Raw genomic sequence first — 19,227 nt, 5'->3', positions numbered from 1 at the left:
GCAAGCTGCGGGTCCGGCCCCTCCCATAAGTCCCTTAAAGCACTGCCTCCACTACTTTTTTGAACGAGTCCGGTTCCGATCCGATTTCGCGCAAACGAGGTGAGGCAGAAATATTGGTACAAGGTATACCACAAAATAATCTCTCCGCTGTGCCCGGGGTAACAGCGGCAGTTCTCTGAGACGTTTAAATCCAACAAGTTAGATCTGATCGACTGGAAGCCGTTGGAATAACCCTCCTTACGGACTGCATGTGTCATGGCCCAAGAAGGAAGGGCACACTTAGGATTCGGGGTTCATCTCCATACGGCATGCACCCACCGAGGCGTGGCATGTCACTCCAATGCAGTAGCACCGATATCGGGACGCATGGACCAAAAGCGCGGCTGGGCGTGGGAACGCACCCAACTGATAAATTCAGCGCGATCGGTGCGGCGATATGAAAGTACAGGACGCGGAAGGCAAGATTGACTTGGGGCGTCGACTGCGTATCGCTCATGTCATCACTCGTCTCATCAATGGCGGTGCTGATGAGAATACTGTCCATTCCTGCAATTGGGCCGCGCAAGGGGGGCATGATGTTGTCCTGCTACATGGCGAGACGGTCCAGCCGGAAATCATAGCTAAAGTGGACCCCCGGGTGGAACTCATTGGCGTCCCGGGCCTGACTCGGTCCATTTCGCCTGTCTCCGACATGCGGGCATTGTTGGCGCTCACCCGGAGATTCCGCGCGTTGAATGCCGACATCGTGCATACGCACACCAGCAAGGCAGGCATTCTCGGGCGGCTCGCCGCATGGGCGGCGGGAGTTCCAGCGATCGTTCATGGCGTGCATATCGTGCCTTTTGTCAATGTCGGCGTTGCCGAGCGGTTTGCTTATCTCGCCTTGGAAAAGCTGGCAGCGCCGATCACCAGTGCGTTCATCAGTGTGAGCGAGGGCATCCGCGACTTATGCTTGAGCGCGGGAGTGGGACATCCAGACCAACATTATGTCGTTCGTTCCGGATTCGATCTTGATCGTTTTCGCAACGCCGATCCGCCCGACGGTTGGCGCGATTTGTTGCGCTTGACGCCGGGCGCGCCGCGCCCGCCCGTGCTCTTGATGATCGCGGCTTTCGAGCCACGCAAGCGACACACGGAATTTCTGGACGCTTTCAACAAACTCGCCGTCCGCTTACCCGACGCGGTGCTTGTGCTGGCGGGCGACGGGCCGCTTCGCTCGACCGTTGAATCGCGGGCCAAGCGGCTTGGGCTCGAGCGCCAAGTGGTCTTTGCCGGTTATCGGGACGACCCCGAGCGGCTGATCGCGCTCGCGGATCTCTGCCTGCTCTGTTCCATGCGGGAGGGATTGCCCCGCGTGGTCATGCAATATCTCGCCGGTGGCAAGCCCTGCGTCGCTTGCGATCTGCCAGGCCTTCGCGAAGTGCTCCGCCCTGGTATCAACGGTATGATTACACCCGCGGATGATTTGGCGGCCATGGCCGAAGCCATTGCCGCCCTCCTGGAGGATCGTGAAAGACTCGCTTGCCTTGCCCAAGGTGCCACGGCGACGGATCTTTCGAACTGGGACGTCAAGCTGATGGGCAAGCGCATTGGTGCCATTTACCGCGAGGCTCTTGACCAGCATCAGGCAAGCACGGGAGTATCAACGATACCTCCTGTTCGAAATGTGGCACTTCCGCGGTGAACGGGTGCAGCCTATGCGTTTGACGGTGATCGGGCAGCTTGCCGGATTGGTTAGCGGTGCATACTTCGCCGATTTCGGGGATGAGGTGGAGTGCGTCGATCTGGATGATAGGAGGATCGATGCGTTGAAAGGCAGTGAGATGCCAAAGAGGCATCTTCTTTTTTGCACATGGAACGGGGTTGTAATCTTGGTGGCCGCCTTGGCTCTAGGAACGCTATCTGGCGGATTGATATGACTGCAGCAGAAGTTGCCTCCGCTTATCCGACGAAGACCCCGCGAGCCGAAGCTCTTCCCAGCACACGTGTTCTGCTCGTGCTCCCAACCTATTTTCCTGAGTCATATGGCGGTGCCGAACAACAGACGCGCCGATTTGCTCGGGTGCTGGTTGAAAGCGGCGTTTCCGCAACCGTTATGGCACCCAGATTGTCACACTCGACGCCGAAACGGTCCGTCATCGACGGAGTGCCCATCGAGCGCCTTCGCTTGCATGCCGCGCCGAATTTGGGCGGGCGGCATATGCTGTCGTTCCTGTCGTGGTGTGTCCAGGTAGTGATCTGGATGCTGCGCCGTCGCGACGAATTCGATGTCGTACATATCATCCATGCCCGACTTCACGCTGTTCCGGCGGCATTGGCAGGGGCCTTCCTGCGCAAACCGGTTCTCGCAAAATTGGGCCGGGGCGGACGGTGTTTCGATCTCGACGCTGTGCGCGAAAAGAAAATCATCGGTCGCTGGGCGTCCGCCTTGATTAAACGTCACGTCACAGCCTTCATCGCCAATAGCCGCCAAATCGCTAGTGATCTGAAGAGACATGGCATCGGCGCAGATCGCATTCATATGATTCCGAATGGGATTGATCTGCCCCACAAGCCGCGCCGCCAGCCGAGCACAGATGACACCCGACGCTTTATCTGCCTTGGCCGCCTCGATCCGGAAAAATGCCTTGAGCACATGATCGATGCGTTCGCGGCACTTCCCGCCGACGCAAAGGCGCAACTCACCATCCTGGGCGATGGCCAGTGCCGCGCCGCGCTCGAGGAACAGGCGGCCCGGTTGGGCCTTTCCGGCAGGGTCACATTCGCCGGCGCGGTCGAAGATGTCTTTCCTTTTCTGTCGGACGCAGATTTCTATCTTTCCACCTCGGTGTCGGAAGGCATGTCAAACGCCCTGCTCGAGGCCATGAGCTGCGGCGTGGTGCCGATCGTCACCGATGTCAGCGGTGCGTCCGACATTGTGGAGCATGAGTGCAGCGGCTTTTTGGCTCGCTCGCATGTGGAGTATTGCGGACTCCTTCGTCGCGCACTCGGCCTATCGAAGGCCGAGCGCGATGACATGGGAGAGCAAGCAGTGAACACCATCGCAATGCGCTTCAGCATGGAGAGGGCTGCCCAAGAGCAAATGAAGCTCTACGCGGCTCTTCTCAGGGAAGGGACCTCTTCGCTGCGCGTCCGGAGTGTGAATCGCACATGAAGCTCATCCTTTGCGCGCGGCAGCGGCATCCGCAGATTGTTGTTGAAGGCAACAAGACCGGGTTCAGTGAGCGGCTGCCGTCTCTGCGTTTGAATGGGGGCAAGGAGCTGCCGCCGAGGGAACAAACCAGATGAGGCTCATCCTCCAATATTGGTACCCCAAGCGGGAACAACACCGGACTACCACCGCTATCTATCGGTTTGACGGGATGTTTTCGGGCGTAGCGCTGGTGAGCTGCGGATGCCGTCATGAAGTGGCTTAGGCGCAGATGGACCTCCGGCTGGAGCGTGTTTTCAAGCGGATGGCGTCCATAGCGCGTCGGCGATTGCCGTTTCTGTCGTTGGCGCTTGAGATGGTGCGCGCCACTGGGATGCACAGGATGCTTGTCGTTGCATTGAGCCGTTTCAAGTAGTTGAGCGCATTGTTCTCAGTCAGGGTGGTAGGCGCGTGAACGAAAACCGGAATTTGACACGCGAGGCTGCCCGGGGACTTTCCTGGTCGGGCACAACTCTGCTGGCCCGAGTCTTATTGCATGTCCTGGTCACGGCCGTTCTCGCGCGCCTGCTCTCCCCCCGAGAGTACGGCATTGTCGGCGCTGCGATGATCATAGCAGCCATCGGCAATAACCTTGCCAATCTCGGCATGTCGCAAGTCGTGGTCCAGCGACGGGACATCGAGGAGCGCCATGTCGGAACCGTAGTTTCCTTGTCCATGATGATGGCTGCCATTCTCGGCTTACTTCAATGGGTGTTTGCACGGCAGATTGCCGATTTTCTTCGTGTGCCGGAATTGGTCCTCGTTTCGCGCGTCCTTGCGGTGATGATGGTCGCGAACGCGTTCAATCTGACCACCGAGGCCCTTCTGTCGCGGCACCTGAAATTCAAAATATCCTCCATGGCGAGGCTGGTCGCATGGATTGCTTCCCACGTCGGCCTAGCCATTCCGCTTGCCTATTTTGGGCTCAGCTATTGGGCCTTGGTGGTCGCGTACATGGCCGAGGCGTTCATCCTGGCCAGCATTTATTTTTTCATTGCCAGGGACTATCTCGTGAGTCCCCGTTTCGACATGCAGTCCTACCGCGATATCCGCAGCCAGAGCCTGGGCTATTCGCTGGCCGGTATATCGAGCTTCACCGCCAAATATATAGACAATATAATTGTGGCACGGTTGATCGGTACTGCAGAGCTTGGCATTTACTCGCGAGCATATTATCTGATCGCAATGCCGGCAAATCTGTTCGGCAATCTGAACAAGAGCGTCGTTTTCCCACTTCTGTCGAAGGTTCATCACGACAACGCGCGACTACGCAGCGCTCAGCTCAAGGCGTATGCTTTGACTGCTGCGCTCTCTATACCGACCAGCGCGTTTCTATGCTGCTTTGCAAAAGAGGTTGTGTTGACTGTCCTCGGCGAAAAGTGGATGGATGCTGTCGTTCCTATTACCGTGTTCTCTGTAGTAATGTATTTCCGCCTAGGTTATAGAGTTTCCGGAGCCGTGATGCTTGCGACAGGCCAAAGTTACCAAACAGCCTTCATGGCGTTCGTTTATATGTCACTTGTCGCTTCATTCGCATTGCTCTCAGCGCCCTACGGCGTGAACGCGGTGGCCTTTGCAGTGTCCGGCGCCATCGCGACGAGTTTCATCCTTTATGCGGCGGTCGGTTGTCGGATGACAGGATTATCAGCTCTGGATTTCGCGCTCGTCCATGTGCCGCCTGTCGCATTCGCCGCTGCGGTGTTCGCCACCGGCTCGGCGGTCAAAATGCTGCTTGCCGGATCGCCCGACTATCTTGTGCTCGCGACCGGGCTTTTCGTTACAGGTACATTGTCCGTTGTCACTGTCTATCTGAGAGCGTCGCTCCTCTTCGGGAAATATGGCGCGGAAGTTCTGCAAACGCTAACATCCAAGCAAACAAACCGAATGCATTAGATTTTCATAGCCCCACAATACCTGCGTTCTCGGCGTGTTTTTCGACAGACCATCAGAGGATATGGAATGCATCATGAAGGTACGGAGGCTTGACGATACAGTCGACGGAGTTCAGTCACGACGCCCCCTTACTGTAACCGGCTCAGGGGCGAGACCGTTTGTGAAGCCAGTTGTCAGGCAAGGAAATGCCAGATGAAGCTTATCCTCCACATTGGCACGAGCAAAACAGGAACAACTGCGCTACAATATTTCCTTTACGCGAATGCAAAGAAGCTCCGCGAGAGAAGAATTTACTATGCTGTACCTCCAAACCAGTTCAATTTTAACAGTGTTACCAACAGCTATTTGCTATCCGGCACGGACAACTTCCAGGCATTCTTCCTGCATCATCTGAGGGCGGCCGAACGAGACGGAGCGCACACGATCATTGCAAGTTCTGAAAACCTTTATTTGATCAGATACCTTGCGCGTTTCATGGCCAATAAATCCAGCGCCGACGCCCTATCACAGGAGCGCAATTTGATCGAACGGTTGCGTGCTTCCATTCCGGCGAAGATGGAATGCCGTGTGCTGTGTTATGTGAGAAGACCGGATCATTGGCTTGAGTCAATGTATAATCAGAACGTCAAGCGCGGTGTTCTGTTCACCGGAGATGTCCTCGACTTTCTAAACACGATCGAGGATAGTTTGGATTATCATCACTGCCTGTCCATCTGGCGCGAAGTCTTTGGAAGCAGCGCGTGTTTGGTACGCGTCTACGAGTCGGCGCTGCCGAATCTGATCGATGATTTCATGAAGGATGTCGTCGGGATCGAGTATCTCTCCGCATTCGTACGGCCCTATCGTCGGGCTAATGAACGCCTGAGCCGAGATGTCTTGGAGTATAAGCGCCTCAAAAACGAGCATATCCTGTTTTCTGAGCGGCGGCTGGAACGCAAGATCTATGCATTGGTTGATCGGAGAGTGACGAATCCCGACAATAATCACGAATACCTTTCACCCGATGAGAGAGCCGACCTCCTATCAAGGCTGGAACCAAGTATGAGGTTGCTACAGGCGGAGTTTTCTCTGCCCCCCTTTCCGCAACTCGATCTCGATGCGGCCAGGGCCACGTGGCAGCCCTATCCGGGACTTGCGCTCGAGAAGAGAAAGGAGATCGAATTCCACTACAACGCTGTTCAAGGTCGGATGGGCTTCCGTCTGGAGCGCATTCTGAGGCGATGGGCCTCCTTCACTCGCAGGCGGTTGCCTTTTCTCTCATTGATATTCGACTTTGCGCGCGGCAGCGGCATACGCAGATTGCTGTTGGAGGCAACAAACCGATTTCAATGACCGGCTGCCGGGCGCTAAGGACTGGATACCGTGAACTTGTCTACGCCTATCCCGTGCCTATTCCGGGCCAATCGGCAACGCCGTTAACTGCACAAACTCAGAAATTGTCAGCTCCATAGTCGAACAATTCCGCAGTTGCGCGGGTGCCTGTCCAAATCCGCTGTCGTGCTGAACGATCGAGGCGGGCAACCGCTCGGGTGTTGACGTCTGGTGCGATGTGATCGGGTGCTTCATCCAACCTTATCCGCAGCTTTTCGCCAGTTGTGGCGTTTGTGTTCGTCGTCCGCTCCGTCCCAAATGATTTGACCTTAAACCGGATACTTCCGTCCTCCGCTGCTGCTATGCCGAGCGCGTCGTAAAGGCCTTTTACAAAGGTATCCGGTGATTGGATCAAGTCCTCGAATCGAAGCAATAGCGCATCAGGCTTTCCCGAGGCTTTGAACATCAGGCTAGTCACATCATTGTACCATTTGATCGCGCGCGCCTCGCTGAGACCGCTGCGTATGAGCCCTTCGCACATCGGTAATGGATGCCGCGTAAGCACAAGGTTCCGCGCTTCCATAAAGCCGCGCGCAATCGCGTCGTCGAATGCGATGCAGTAATCCATCACCTTCAAAACGACGTAGCGCGCTTGGGACTTTTCGTTGCGCTCCCCGTGGCGGAGCGACTCGGCAGTCGCTGCGCGCATATGCCGCCAGAGGAAGGGAACAGACGCCCAGTTGACGGCCCCGCCAACATGGCACGCAGCCTTGCGCAGCTTGTAGAAACGTCCGAATACCCCCTCATGCCATTCGCGGTATGGCATCAACACATCCGGCGAGCTGCCGATGATATTCCAGACAATGTTTGACCCACCTCGGCCAAAGCAATTCAATAGAAGCGCATTGGGCGGAAGAGCCTTGCCCGGCCTAGTGAGAGGCGAAGCACCGATGCTGTCAGCGGTCTGCATCTGCTTTCTCCGTTATCGCATCAGGCGCGACACACTTTCCCTGGCTGTCGTTGAAAGGCTAAGACTATGATATGCTGCGGAGCTTGTGAGGAGAAGCGCGATATTAAGAAGTCTCATCCCGAAAACCAACAATTATTGGCACACGATAATGACCAACCGCATTTCTCGCCGCGATTTGGCACGGGCCGCATGCGCCGCCCTTGTGCTGACGGCATCCGGTCGCTCAGGACGGGATGCTCGGGCCGCCGGCCCGGCGGAAGGCTCGCTGCCGGAAGCTGACTCCTGGCGTCCTCGTCTGTTCCCGGAAATGATTGTGAAATCTTGGTTTCAGGAGGATCTGGCCGAAGGCGAAATCTCCTCGTGGCAATCCGGCGGCGTGAAGCCGGTGGCTGCGGTGCAAGCCGAGCCCTCCCTGCGCCCAACAAAGCTTCCGAATAACGGCGGCGTCCTCTTCAAGAAGGGCACGAAACAGGCGTTGACCTGGCCAGTCGATAAGGATGCCCCCTATCTCCACCGGTGGTGGTTGGTGATCGCCCGGTGCAATTCGGCGGTCAACGCCGACGCGAAAAACGTTTCCGTTCTTTGCGTCAATGGGGCGGAGGGTGGCTCGGTGCATCGCCAGCCGCAGGTCTTTTTCAAGCCCTCGGCCGGCACATTCATTTCGCAGCTCCATGACGGCAAGCGTAAGAGCGAGGAAGGGCAATGCTCGACGGATTTTGGCGACTGGAATGTCATGGTCGGGTACCGCCGCGGATTCGTGATGCAGGGCGTGGTGAATGGGGTCAAGACGGCCGGCCAGACGATTTATGCATTGGCGCCCAACCTGATGAAATCGCAGAGCTTCATGGGCGATGTGAACAGGCCGATGAGGGCCGATGTCGCGATCGACTGCGTCATCATCGGACAAAGCGAACTGAATCACTCGCAGGTCGACAAGCTGATGGGATGGGGCATGTGGCGCGTCGGCCGGCAATCCGCGCTACCCGACGTTCATCCCTATCGCCAGAGCCCTCCTTCAGCCGTGGATGCGAATGACAAACCGGCACGTTATGAGTTCGATTCAGCCTCGTGGGCGTCCTGGGCGGCCATCGGCAATGAGCGATATGCTCATCGTGGTGAGGCGGCGCCCCCGATCCACGGTTACACAACGGTTTTTTTTGACGACTTCGTTTCCAACACGGTAGTCGATGATTCCAAAGGCGCGCAAGGCAGCATCTGGTATGCGCCGACCCATCTGACGACCGTCGGTGTTGACGCCATTACCCAGCGGATCTCGGCGTCGCCCTCCTCCTATGTGCACGACGCCACCAGCCAGACGCTGGCGCTCCGGCTCTTGCATAAGGGCCGTTGGAGAACAGGTGCGTTCTCTTCCGTGAACAACAATGGCCAAGGGCGGTGTTGGGGAAAGGGGATCTTTGAGATCCGCGCCAGACTGCCGAAGATCGCAGCGCCCCGCCCTGGATTTTTTCCTGCTTTTTGGGCGTATGGCAGGGAGCATCTATTCTGGCGGACACGCAATCGTCTTGAGACGGACTTTTGGGAGTATGACGGCCTCAATGGGGCCTATATCAACATCAGCCAGCACGTGCACAAACCCAGACTAGGCTATGCAGATCCACGTATCGCCCCGCGTGACGTGCGCCGGAAAATCGCCGGCTATCAAGTCGACCCATCGAGTGGCTTTCCCGGAACGATCGACGTATACGATGGCGAATTTCATACGTGGTACGCGCAGATCGAGGATGATTATACTTATTTCGTGATCGACGGCTATGAAGTGGCGCGCGTTCCGACGACGCCGGAACTCGCAGCGAAAAAATACATCATGGTGGATTTCGCTTACGATGAAAAAAAGGGTCGCGCTCAACCGGACCCGTCGCAGACGTATGACATGGTCATTGACTATATAAGGGTCCGGCAGACGGAAACGGATCTGGCTAGGGTCCCGACGGGCTTCAGCGCATTGCCGGCCTTCTCGGGCCAGGCTTCACCGGGCCAGGCGCTGACCGTCGTACCGAACGTTATTGCGTCGCAAATAGAGTTTCTATGGTATCGTGACGGCGTTCCGATCGTGGGCGAAACCGGCACAAGCTATGAGCTCAGTTCGCGGGATGTCGGGCATAAGATTCGCTGCCATGTTCGCGCGGTCTCTGTGCTCGACCAGCCAGAAGCCTGGACCCCGGAGAGCGAGACCGTCGGCTAGAACGCATCGACTGCGCGACGCCAGCATGCGTCATCACTCTCCGTCGGACTGCCTGACGAGCAGCCAAGAGATTTCGATTCATATCGACCGGTCTTCTCGCCGGTAAAACAACCTTCCTTCATCCCGATGACTAGGCTGGGGGCGGCATACCGCGCGGGACGAACAGGTAGTTGACAACCTTGGGGTTTGCCTGCGCGGCGAGAAAGGCCCCTTCATCCTCGCAAGGCTCTAGCGCGCCTCGGTTGACTGCGAGGCACTGATACCCAGCACCAGCAACCTTACGAAACGTCTCCAGAGCATCCGGCCCGTGGTGCCTCTCAATCTCTATGAAGAGCGCCGGCCTATCGGTCCCGCTCAATGTCGTCCGCGCCCCGTCAAGAACGCTGCCCTCGTGACCCTCGACGTCAATCTTGATCAGACCGAATTTGGCACCGAGGCGTGCCAAGATGGCATCGATCGTCGTCACGGCAGTCAGGGACGTGACGAGCCGCACATTCCCCCGCGCCCTCTGAAACTCATCGACGTTGTCCTTGCCGATACTTCCGAGGCTGTGGAGAGCAGCGCCCCCCTCTGCGATCGGCACGGCGAGCTGCTCGACCCCGCTTGTGGCGCTGCACGCGGCACAGAGGACCGAAGCGCGTTCACCAAAGGCACGGCGCAGGAAGTTAGCGCGCTCTAAGTTAGGCTCTACCGCAACAACCTTGGCAAAGTGCTCAGTGAACGGCTGCGTGAAGAGGCCGGAGTTCGCGCCAACGTCTAGCGCTGCGGTGTCCTTAGGAATGTTGGACCAGACGTAACGCATCAGCGTCACAAGGTCCGCCTTGCTGTCGGCCCGCCGAAATTTCTTGCCCGCCCGCAACGCTACTGCTGTGGCGGGAAACAGACCTTCAGTTACTTCGACCAATATCCTTCGCACAATTGTGGAGCTAATATTGCATCTGCCCCGTTGGCAAGCCTTTAGATAAGGCTTGCGGAGTGCGAGGCCGATCATATGAGCATCTGAACGGGCAGGAAGATCGTCTCGTCTTCGACCTGGCAGAACGGCAGCGTCAGCAGGAACGTCACCATATCCGGCACGTGGGTGTGATACGCCCCGTCGTTCACGATGCGGACGAAGCGCGCGATGGAGGCATTGGCAGCCGTCTGCGGGTTTCAGTAAGTCCCGGACACCTTTTCCGGTAAGTCCCGGACACCGTTTCACTAACTCCCGGACAGTGATTCCGCTAAGTCCCGGATAGTTTCCGGGGTGGATTTGACGGTCGGTTCTCGGCTGCGCCGTTCTGGCATTTGGCTCTCTCATCATCGAACCGAGAGAGCCCATGCCAAGACGGAAGCAAGCGAGACGAACTAGCGTGAGGGATATCCGGACGATCCTGCGCCTGACCCATGAACAGGGTCTTTCGGTGCGCGAGGTGGCAGAGCGACTGAAGATCGGCGCGGGAGGCGTGGCTGTCGTGCTGGCCCCCGCCTGCGGGCCTTGACGACGATGCGGCGCTGGAACAGCGTCTGTTTCACCGAATGGGCCGTCCGCCGCAGGATCTGAGCGAGCCGGATTGGGCGCGGGTCGCCCGGGAGCTGAAGCGCGAAGGGGTGACGCTGACGCTTCTGTGGCAGGAATATCGCGCCGCCCTTCCCGACGGCTACGGCTTCACCTGGTTCTGCGACCGGTTTGCCGCCTTCCGGCAGCGGACGAGCGCCGTGTTCCGCAACCGGCATGCGGCTGGCGCGGTGATGCAGACCGACTATGCCGGGCAAACGGTGCCGGTGATCGATCCGGCGACCGGCGTCATTCACGCCGCCCAGATCTTCGTCGCGGTGCTGGGCGCCTCCAACCTGACCTTCGCCTTTGCCAGCTTCAGCCTGAGGCTGCCGGACTGGATCGACGGCCAGGTGCGGGCGCTCAGCTTCTTCGGCGGGATCACCAAGGCGATCGTCTGGGACAATTTGAAGGCCGGGGTTGCCAAGGCGCTGTGGTTCGAGCCGACGCTGAACGCGACCTTTGCCGCCATGGCCGAGCACTACGACACCACCATCCTGCCGACCCGCAGCCGCAAGCCGCGCGACAAGGGCAAGGTCGAGGGCGCGGTGCTGATCGTCGAACGCTGGATTCTCGCCCGGCTCAGGAACCGGTCCTTCTTCTCGATCGCCGAGCTCAACACGGCGATCGCGGAGCTGCTCGAGGAGCTGAACAACCGGCCGATGCGCCATGTCGGCAAAAGTCGCCGCGAACTGTTCGAGGAGATCGAGCGGGCGGCCTTGAGGCCGTTGCCGGCGGCGCCGTTCGAATACGCGGAATGGAAGACGGCCAAGGTGCATCCCGACTACCGACAAGACCTTCTACTCGGTGCCGCATCGGCTGATCGGCCGCACCGTCCAGGTGCGGCTCACCCACCGGGTGGTCGAGATCTTCCACGATCACCAGCGCGTCGCCAGCCATGTCCGGCGCTCGCAGCGCTCCGGCCATGTCACCGTCAACACCCACATGCCCAAGGCCCATCAGCGCTATGCCAATACGACACCGGCCAACCTGATCGGCCGGGCGGCCCGGATCGGCCCCAACGCCGCCATCCTGGTCGAGCGCATGATGCGCGACCGGCCACATCCGGAACAGGGATACCGCGCGGCCATGGGCATCCTGTCGCTGTCGCCGCGCTAAGGGCGGGAGCGCACCGAGGCGGCCTGCGACCGGGCGCTGCTGATCAACGCGATCACCTACGCCTCCGTCACCGCCATCCTCAAATCCGGCCTCGACCGGGCCAGCTCCGCAGGGCCGGCAAAGCCGACACCGCCGCACGCCAACATCCGCGGCTCCACCTATTACCAGTGAAGGAAAGGAAGAAAGAATGCTGACAAATCCAACGCTCGATCAGATGCAGCTCCTCGGGCTCGCCGGCATGGCCGCCGCTTGGCGCGAACTGACGAGCTCTGCCACTAGCAGTCCTCCCCGCAAGCGAGAAGGGTGAGCTTTCCCAACAGGCGGAAACCTCTTCGATATGCGATTGCCACAGCGGGCGGAACGATGGGGTCGTCGGCTGGAGCAGGGTGTTTCTCCGCGGGCTGGCATTGATACATCCAACAAGTTCTGTTTCCGGGAAAGAGAACATGCTAAAAGAATATCGCGCCGCGAGGGGGCTGTGATGCGTTATCTCCTCACATTCGCGATACTGAGCCTCTTCCTGCCAATCAGGCTCGAGACGGGTCTTGTATTGCTGCGTCCGTTCGAGCTGATCGCATTGCTGATGCTCGTGGTTGGCCTGGCGGCGGGGCGTTGGCGAAATTTGGTTTTTTCAGCCGGTTTTCTACTACTCCTGCCCTTCTTGGGCTGGCACATGGTCTCGGCCTTCAGCGTGGACGCAGAGAACGGCCTGCGCGAGCTGTTGCAGATGTCCATTGTGGGCGCCTTTGCGTTCGCCATCGCACAGGAGGTTAGATGGCTCGACACGCAGAAGGCCGTCAACATCTTGCTTTTCGGCATGGTGCTGATTCTCGCCTATACGATCTCCTGGCATGTGGCTCATGGCTACTCAGTCGGCTGGAAACAGTTGGCCGACCCAAGGCTCGTATTCACCTTCCTTCCAATTGCGCTCGCAGGGCTCCTCCTCTTCGCCAAACGGGGCAAGCGGCGCGCCCTTTGGTTTGCATGGGCAGGGATACTTCCCCTGCTCCTGCTATCCGGGGAACGCAAGGCGTTTTTGATCTATCTCTTTCTGACCGCTGCGCTTCTGATGCGCGGACGGCTCGCTGCAATGGTGCCAGCGATCGCCGCCGGCTTCGTGGGTCTTTTCGTGCTGTCGACCGCGATTGATAACGCCTATGTCGAGAAGCAAATGCAGACCATCGTCAATCCGCTGAGCATGGGGCAACACGAATATTTGGCCGCGACGGGGAAATATGCCCCCGGGGACACCCCGAGCAATGTCCAGCGCGCGTTTGCTTTCACTCTGTCCAGGCAACTCATCTCCGAACATCCACTGATGGGCGTGGGTACGAACCAATTTAAGAATATTATCGATAGGGATTTCAGCGGACTTCCTGACGAGTTGCGGCTGGGGATACATGGCGAGTTTCAACGCATCCTCACCGAGAACGGCATCATTGGGCTCAGCCTCTATATTCTCATTTGGATTGCTGCATGGTTTCGCTTAAGCCGCACTCTAAGCTGGGCCTTTTCTCACGGATTGATCGGAGCGGCCCAGGCACGGCTTCTGCCCCTCGTGCTTCTTGTTCCTTGCGCCTTTTACGTTGGAACCGAAGCCTCCGGCACACGAGCTTTCGTCACGCTAATCCTTGTCTCGCTCCTGCCTGAATTGACGCGGCACGGGCTTTGCCTATCATTACATAGGATGCGGAGGAGCCACCCCAGGAGCATAAGGCATCCTCGATTTCTCGGGAGCCCCTTGCTAGGAAACACAAGATGAGTGTTTCGGTCATCCTGACATGCCACAATGAAGAACGCTTCATCGTGCAGGCCGTGGAAAGCGTGATCAATCAGACCGCGTCGAGCCGAATCAAAGAGATCATCATTGTCAATGACGGCTCAACCGACGGCTCGGCGGAGGTCATCGAGGTGCTGGCTCGCAGGGAGCCGCGCATACATGTGCTGACAGCAGCGGGTGTCGGGCCTTCATCGGCGAGGAATCTTGCCATCAGACATGCTACTAGTGATTTTATTGCATTTCTCGACGGCGATGACTTCTGGGCTGAGGACAAGCTTGAGCGCCAATTGGCCGTCTTTGGCAATGGCTGCAAGGCAGGTCTTGTCTATGGTGATTTTGTCGATTTTTCCGCTCCGGATATTTCCGATGCTCTACACGTCACCGTTCGCCGCTATCGTGGGGACCAAAGTGATACGCTGCCGACATATTTTCTGCTTGATGGGCCGATTGTTCCCTCCAGTATCCTTATGCGGCGGCAGATTGTCGAAGATATCGGGTTGTTCAACGAGGCTTTATGGCTTGCCGAAGATACAGAGTTTTGTATGCGCGTAGCCGAGCGTTGGACATTTCAATATGTGGCCGGAGCACTCGTCTATAAACGACGCCATGACTCGAACGCTACCCGCAGACTCGATACGCTTCTGCCGGCAGCCGAACGCCTCACGCGAGAATGGATCATGCGACGGCCGGAGCTTGCGCACCTCGCGCGCCGGCGCAACGCGCGTTTGTACGCGAAGGCCGGCAATGATTGCGTGGTTAAAGGGGAAAAGAAACGCGGAGCGCGCTTGCTCATTCGCGCGATGCGGCACGATCCATTGTCCTGGCGGATATACGTTTGCATTTTCCTTTGCGCCATGCCGAGGGGCATGGATCCACAGGTGCGCCGCGCAGCCAAGCTATTGTTCTACCGGGCCGTGCGGAACGGCTATGCTGACGGCTCTTGAAGATGCTGGCGGAATGGGGAGAGGTCGAGCATCTCATGCGGCAGCCGGGGAATCCTTCCGTACCGATTATTCTGTACCGCCGCGGCGCGACCATCACGGAGGCGAAATCAGAGCTCTCTGGCGCGCGAGCTGCCGAGTATCCGGTTGTGCATGGTCAGCCGGCACTGATCGATTTCTCTTGCAGCCTCGTGCGTGCCGATGTGCTGACGGCAAGTGGGATCTCAGCCATAAAGAGGCGGCCGAACTGGCTGAGGATCACCAAGGGGTGGCTCTTCGGAACTGCGAATCTCAGCGCGCGCAACGTTGTCAGCTTTCGCGATCACGTTCTCTCCCATGGGATTGAGCGCCCCCTCGTGCTCATGATCGGCGCCGCAACCAAGGGGGCGGGGACCGATGGCCTTTATGAAACCGAAGCCGTTCGACAGATTGCATTCGACATCTACCCGTCCGCATACACGCATTTCATCGCGGACGCTCATCAGATTCCGCTTGCCAGCGGCTCGGTGGACGGCGTCTGCATTCAGGCGGTCCTCGAGCATGTGATTAACCCGGAACAAGTCGTTTCAGAGATATCTCGCGTGCTCAAGCCCGGCGGTCTCGTCTACGCCGAGACACCGTTCATGCAGCAAGTGCATGAGGGCGCATATGATTTTACGCGCTTCACTGAGGTCGGACATCGATGGCTGTTCCGGAATTTCGAAACGATCAGTCGTGGAGCCCTCGGTGGACCCGGCTTGTCACTCTACTGGGCGGCGAAATATTTCGTACGTGGCCTTACCCGGAGCCGGTGGCTTGGTGACGTCTTTAGTCTTCCCTTCGCGCTGGCCGCGCTTATGGACGGCATCATCAGAGAGGATCACAAGATTGACGGCAGCAATGGAGCCTATTTCCTGGGAAGGCTCACCGGAACCAGTATCTCATTAAGCAGCATTGTCGACGAATATCGGGGTGCTCAACGCTAGTACCGGGAACGGCGTCTCGTCCCCCGCGCTCAGCAGCTCTGTCCTCGGCCGTTCCATACGCCTGTGCGAGGCTGTCATCGGCAAGTCTGTCGCCCTTGGCCCGGCTGCAACAGACGGCGTCTTCGGCGCCTGGTTCAGGCATCAAAAAATGGAAACCATCGACTTCAATGGCTTCTCTCAGCCCCATTTCAGCTCCGGAAACGTCGCGCCTGCACAGGTTGCCCAGTCGAAGGTGCGTGCCCGTGATTTGGCAAGAGCACCGTCGCGCTCACGCAGTTCTGCATTGGCCACATAGGTTGCTATCGCGCGGGCCATCGCGTTCACGTCTTCCGGGGGCACCAGCACACCAGTGGAGCCCATGACCTCGGGTATGCCGCCGATGGCCGTCGCTATCGAAGGACATCCTTGCGCTCCGGCCTCAACCAACACTAGCCCGAAGCCCTCGATCTTTCCCTGTAGCTCTCGTGCGAACAATGTGTGGCACGCCGCACGGCGGTATAAGCGCTTTAAGTCGTCGTCGGACAGCCTACCGGTAGCGATCACTGGAACACGAGCTCGTGCCGCTTCATCCAATATCTTTGAGGCATAGGCCTGATCTTCGGCCCGTCCAGCCATCACAAAGATCGGATTATCTAATCCGTATTCATCGCGCGCGCTTGCGATAGCCCGGACAGTTTCCAACTGGCCCTTCCGAGGCTCAATACGTCCCACTGCGCAAATGACGCTTGCAGCTTGTGGTACAGCTGCAAGTTGCGGGTGTTCAAAATTCCCATGGATTGGCTGAAACCACATGGGATCCACGCCGAGATACGTGACGACACCCTTCCGGGGCATTCCAAAACTTTCGGAAAAGATCCGCAGCGTCGCATGTGAGTTGGCGAAAACGACCTCTGCTCCTTCGTAGGCGCGGCGTACAAACCGAAAAAGGATGGAATCGGTCCTGAATTTGCTGACTTCGCTGCCATGAACCATCGCTCGATACCCTCTGCGATGGAACGGTCGTAGCACAAATGTCACAAGTACACTGCGTATGTCGGCGGCCAAAAACAACCTGTCCTTAGGAACGTTGCGCAGAATAAAAAGCGCCCGCAGCGCCCCGAATGGAGAAAATTGATGATGCCGCAGAATGCGATGGGTATCCGGCTCCTGGGGAACGGCAGGAAGGTCAGGATAGGCAGGCGCTATGACGGTCGCAGCGTGGCCGCCAGCACGAACGATGTCGACCAACCGTCCGGCGTATGTTCCGATGCCACCAGGAAATGGATGATATTCGTACGTCATCAGGATGATGCCGTGCGGAGGCTGAGATATCATGGGTCAAGAACTCCCAATGCCGCCCGCCTCGCCTTTAGCCGATGAGAGGATACTGTAGGCGGGCCGCCTGCTCCACAACTAGGCCTGGTAATACCGATGATAACGTTCACTGTAAAATTCGGCGCTGCCGAACTTTTGGTACCGCTTGATTCTTTTTATATCGACCTTGTTGAGCAGAACGCCGATGCATTTATCCGCCAAGATCGGGTTGTTGTCGAGGATTTCGCGCACGAACGTACGAGCCGTCACACCCCATTCAACAACCAGAACAAGGCCGTCGAGGTGCTGGACAAAGGACCTCACGTCCGCGACTGGAGCCAACGGGGGCAAATCAACGACGACGTAATTGAACATAGGGCCCACCTTGAGCAGAAAGTCGCCCATTTTCTCGATAGGCTGCACGGTGTTTGCGAGCTTTTGTTGGCTCTGGTTCACGCCGGGCAGGAACCTCAACGGCAATGACTGATGGGCCAGCACGTCTCTCGGATTGAATTCTCCAGCCAACAAGTTGGCCAGGCCTCCTTCCCAGCCGTTGGCTAACATAGGGGACAATCCAGGATTGTGGATATCGGCATCGATCAACAATGTCTTACAACGCTGCATAGCAAGAACCATCGCTAAATTAGCAGCGACCAGAGACTTCCCTTCTCCCGGGAGGCAAGAAACGATGCCGAGCGCCTTGGTGCTCTTCTTTGGTAACTCGACGTCAACAGCGACTTTCACCGTTCGCATCGCTTCAGCGAATTCCGAGCGCGGATGTTGCTCTACCCAGTTGAAAGCGCTGTTCCCCACCTCGATGAACGACGGCTCTCCGGCAGCACGATCGTGCTTGTTTCGGCGAATTGGCTTCCCGTCCAGCAAAGGGATCATTCCGAGCGTCTGAAGTCCGAGCTCATCGCGCACTTGAGCCGTCGTGCGGAAAAAGCGCTCCCGGTACTCCCGAATTCCGCCCACACCGGCGCCAACCATGCCGGCGGCCACGACGCAGAACGCCAACGTAAGACTCCTGTTCGGAGAACTCGGTCTGCTGGGGGTTGGTGCCTCCGAGATAGTCCGCGCCTCCGTCAACGCCATCGAAAGGTTCTGCAGGCTCGCTTGGTACTGCTGCAGGACCTCTTCATATTGCGACTTGAGAGAGGACGCCTCAAGTTCGAGCTGGCGCAACGTAACCAGCGTTTCCTTGGTCAGCGTATTGTCTGTTCGAAACCTGTGGATTGCGAGCTCGGCATCGACCGATCGCTTCCGCACCGTCTCGAGCTCTTCCGCCAGTGCGCCGCGAGCTCGGATAATCGACTCGTCTTTGGCTCCGACTTGGTCAGAAATATAGATTTCTGCATACTTACTGGCTATTTTTTGCGCCATTTCGGCGCTAGGCGACCGAAATTGGACTTCCAGAATGTAAGAAAGCCCTACACGAGCTACCGTAATATTCTCAGCCAGAATGCCAAATGCCTGCCATCGAAGATCGGATCCTCGCGCGGCACTCGATTTCACCGGCGCTCCACTTGCTTCGGAACTGCCGATGAATGGCCAAAACAACCGAGCGACCGATCCTGTGAGACTGTTGAGCAATGAATATGGCGCTGACAAGAAAGAGCGATCGGCAGCGAGACCGAGGCTGTCAACGACCTTTAGCCCGATGCGGTCGGAACGCAACAATTCGACCTGACTCAGCATCATCGGGTCAAGCTGTGCGGAGCTTCCGCTCTCTGTTAACTTCGTCACGACGGATGGCTGGTTCTTGTCGATCAGGATTCTGGCCGTCGACTCGTACAAGGGCACCTCGGCCCAGAGATACGCCAGCCCCAGCACAAGTCCTGCGAGCGCGCATGTAAGGACGAACCTCAACTGCCGTCGCGCTGCCGCCACGAGTGTTTCGAGATCAATCGTTCCCCACTGAGGATCGCCGAATGTGAAGGCAGAATCCGGGTGCTTTTCAACTTCGCGGAGCATAAGCCTTCAAACCCGTGGCATGAGACTGGCAGCGCATTAGTGACAAACACC

The 19,227-nt window shown here is 57.9% G+C and carries 13 protein-coding genes and 1 pseudogene; 10 read left to right on the top strand and 4 right to left on the bottom strand.

The features are described 5' to 3' along the window. Positions 1 to 436 precede the first annotated feature (436 nt). The 5 genes from BLT09_RS01195 (at position 437) to BLT09_RS01180 (ending at position 6,415) form a co-directional block, all read left to right on the top strand. Positions 437 to 1,684 (top strand): glycosyltransferase family 4 protein, encoded by a 1,248-nt coding sequence (locus BLT09_RS01195; RefSeq protein WP_091590111.1) that lies wholly within the window; start codon positions 437 to 439, stop codon positions 1,682 to 1,684. A gap of 231 nt (positions 1,685 to 1,915) precedes the next feature. Next, positions 1,916 to 3,154 (top strand): glycosyltransferase, encoded by a 1,239-nt coding sequence (locus tag BLT09_RS01190; RefSeq protein ID WP_167366289.1) that lies wholly within the window; start codon positions 1,916 to 1,918, stop codon positions 3,152 to 3,154. Beyond that, positions 3,151 to 3,288, top strand: a complete 138-nt coding sequence (locus tag BLT09_RS34140; protein ID WP_167366288.1) for a hypothetical protein — start codon at positions 3,151 to 3,153, stop codon at positions 3,286 to 3,288. Before BLT09_RS01190 ends, BLT09_RS34140 begins: the two co-directional genes overlap by 4 nt. A gap of 313 nt (positions 3,289 to 3,601) precedes the next feature. Next, positions 3,602 to 5,083: a lipopolysaccharide biosynthesis protein gene (locus BLT09_RS01185; RefSeq protein WP_167366287.1), complete on the top strand. Its 1,482-nt coding sequence runs from the start codon at positions 3,602 to 3,604 to the stop codon at positions 5,081 to 5,083. 192 nt (positions 5,084 to 5,275) lie between these two features. Beyond that, the gene (locus BLT09_RS01180; RefSeq protein WP_091590106.1) at positions 5,276 to 6,415 is read left to right on the top strand and encodes a hypothetical protein; all 1,140 of its coding nucleotides are present in this window, start codon (positions 5,276 to 5,278) and stop codon (positions 6,413 to 6,415) included. A 97-nt stretch (positions 6,416 to 6,512) separates the two neighbouring features. Here the strand turns inward: BLT09_RS01180 and BLT09_RS01175 are convergent, their stop codons facing one another. Beyond that, complete coding sequence (locus tag BLT09_RS01175) at positions 6,513 to 7,364, bottom strand: sulfotransferase (RefSeq protein WP_139172470.1); 852 nt, start codon at positions 7,362 to 7,364, stop codon at positions 6,513 to 6,515. Positions 7,365 to 7,512: 148 nt separating this feature from the next. On the opposite strand from BLT09_RS01175, the gene BLT09_RS01170 reads away from it, so the two are divergent. Continuing rightward, entirely contained in the window at positions 7,513 to 9,567 is a 2,055-nt protein-coding gene (locus tag BLT09_RS01170) for a hypothetical protein (protein ID WP_091590103.1), read from the top strand. 130 nt (positions 9,568 to 9,697) lie between these two features. Here the strand turns inward: BLT09_RS01170 and BLT09_RS34135 are convergent, their stop codons facing one another. Further along, entirely contained in the window at positions 9,698 to 10,471 is a 774-nt protein-coding gene (locus tag BLT09_RS34135) for an FkbM family methyltransferase (RefSeq protein ID WP_167366286.1), read from the bottom strand. 415 nt (positions 10,472 to 10,886) lie between these two features. Between BLT09_RS34135 and istA the strand changes: the two are divergent. The 4 genes and pseudogenes from istA to BLT09_RS01145 all read left to right on the top strand — a co-directional run bounded on the left by istA (position 10,887) and on the right by BLT09_RS01145 (position 15,909). After that, positions 10,887 to 12,394, top strand: a pseudogene (gene istA, locus BLT09_RS01160) (IS21 family transposase). 310 nt (positions 12,395 to 12,704) lie between these two features. After that, positions 12,705 to 13,985: an O-antigen ligase family protein gene (locus BLT09_RS01155; protein WP_167366285.1), complete on the top strand. Its 1,281-nt coding sequence runs from the start codon at positions 12,705 to 12,707 to the stop codon at positions 13,983 to 13,985. Beyond that, positions 13,982 to 14,947: a glycosyltransferase family 2 protein gene (locus BLT09_RS01150; RefSeq protein WP_091590100.1), complete on the top strand. Its 966-nt coding sequence runs from the start codon at positions 13,982 to 13,984 to the stop codon at positions 14,945 to 14,947. The genes BLT09_RS01155 and BLT09_RS01150 overlap by 4 nt, the downstream gene beginning before the upstream one ends. Before the next feature lie 2 nt (positions 14,948 to 14,949). Then, entirely contained in the window at positions 14,950 to 15,909 is a 960-nt protein-coding gene (locus tag BLT09_RS01145; protein ID WP_091590099.1) for a class I SAM-dependent methyltransferase, read from the top strand. Positions 15,910 to 16,086: 177 nt separating this feature from the next. Here BLT09_RS01145 and BLT09_RS01140 read toward each other — a convergent pair whose 3' ends face one another. After that, positions 16,087 to 17,190 carry a glycosyltransferase family 4 protein gene (locus tag BLT09_RS01140; protein ID WP_167366284.1) on the bottom strand — a complete coding sequence of 368 codons (1,104 nt, stop codon included), beginning with the start codon at positions 17,188 to 17,190 and terminating at the stop codon, positions 16,087 to 16,089. A 111-nt stretch (positions 17,191 to 17,301) separates the two neighbouring features. After that, positions 17,302 to 19,176, bottom strand: a complete 1,875-nt coding sequence (locus tag BLT09_RS01135; RefSeq protein WP_091590095.1) for a Wzz/FepE/Etk N-terminal domain-containing protein — start codon at positions 19,174 to 19,176, stop codon at positions 17,302 to 17,304. Positions 19,177 to 19,227 lie beyond the last annotated feature (51 nt).

It is taken from the genome of Mesorhizobium muleiense, assembly GCF_900099905.1.
Lineage (GTDB): Bacteria > Pseudomonadota > Alphaproteobacteria > Rhizobiales > Rhizobiaceae > Mesorhizobium > Mesorhizobium muleiense.
The sequence above is the reverse complement of the archived record's forward strand: the minus strand, read 5'-3'. Positions and strand labels throughout refer to the sequence as shown.

What these genes read in the sequence shown, in the direction of transcription:
- BLT09_RS01195 (WP_091590111.1), top strand. Translation starts at nt 437, where the DNA reads ATGAAAGTACAGGACGCGGAAGGCAAGATTGACTTGGGGCGTCGACTG.
- BLT09_RS01190 (WP_167366289.1), top strand. Translation starts at nt 1,916, where the DNA reads ATGACTGCAGCAGAAGTTGCCTCCGCTTATCCGACGAAGACCCCGCGA.
- BLT09_RS34140 (WP_167366288.1), top strand. Translation starts at nt 3,151, where the DNA reads ATGAAGCTCATCCTTTGCGCGCGGCAGCGGCATCCGCAGATTGTTGTT.
- BLT09_RS01180 (WP_091590106.1), top strand. Translation starts at nt 5,276, where the DNA reads ATGAAGCTTATCCTCCACATTGGCACGAGCAAAACAGGAACAACTGCG.
- BLT09_RS01175 (WP_139172470.1), bottom strand. Translation starts at nt 7,364, where the DNA reads ATGCAGACCGCTGACAGCATCGGTGCTTCGCCTCTCACTAGGCCGGGC.
- BLT09_RS01170 (WP_091590103.1), top strand. Translation starts at nt 7,513, where the DNA reads ATGACCAACCGCATTTCTCGCCGCGATTTGGCACGGGCCGCATGCGCC.
- BLT09_RS01155 (WP_167366285.1), top strand. Translation starts at nt 12,705, where the DNA reads ATGCGTTATCTCCTCACATTCGCGATACTGAGCCTCTTCCTGCCAATC.
- BLT09_RS01150 (WP_091590100.1), top strand. Translation starts at nt 13,982, where the DNA reads ATGAGTGTTTCGGTCATCCTGACATGCCACAATGAAGAACGCTTCATC.
- BLT09_RS01145 (WP_091590099.1), top strand. Translation starts at nt 14,950, where the DNA reads ATGCTGGCGGAATGGGGAGAGGTCGAGCATCTCATGCGGCAGCCGGGG.
- BLT09_RS01140 (WP_167366284.1), bottom strand. Translation starts at nt 17,190, where the DNA reads ATGACGTACGAATATCATCCATTTCCTGGTGGCATCGGAACATACGCC.
- BLT09_RS01135 (WP_091590095.1), bottom strand. Translation starts at nt 19,176, where the DNA reads ATGCTCCGCGAAGTTGAAAAGCACCCGGATTCTGCCTTCACATTCGGC.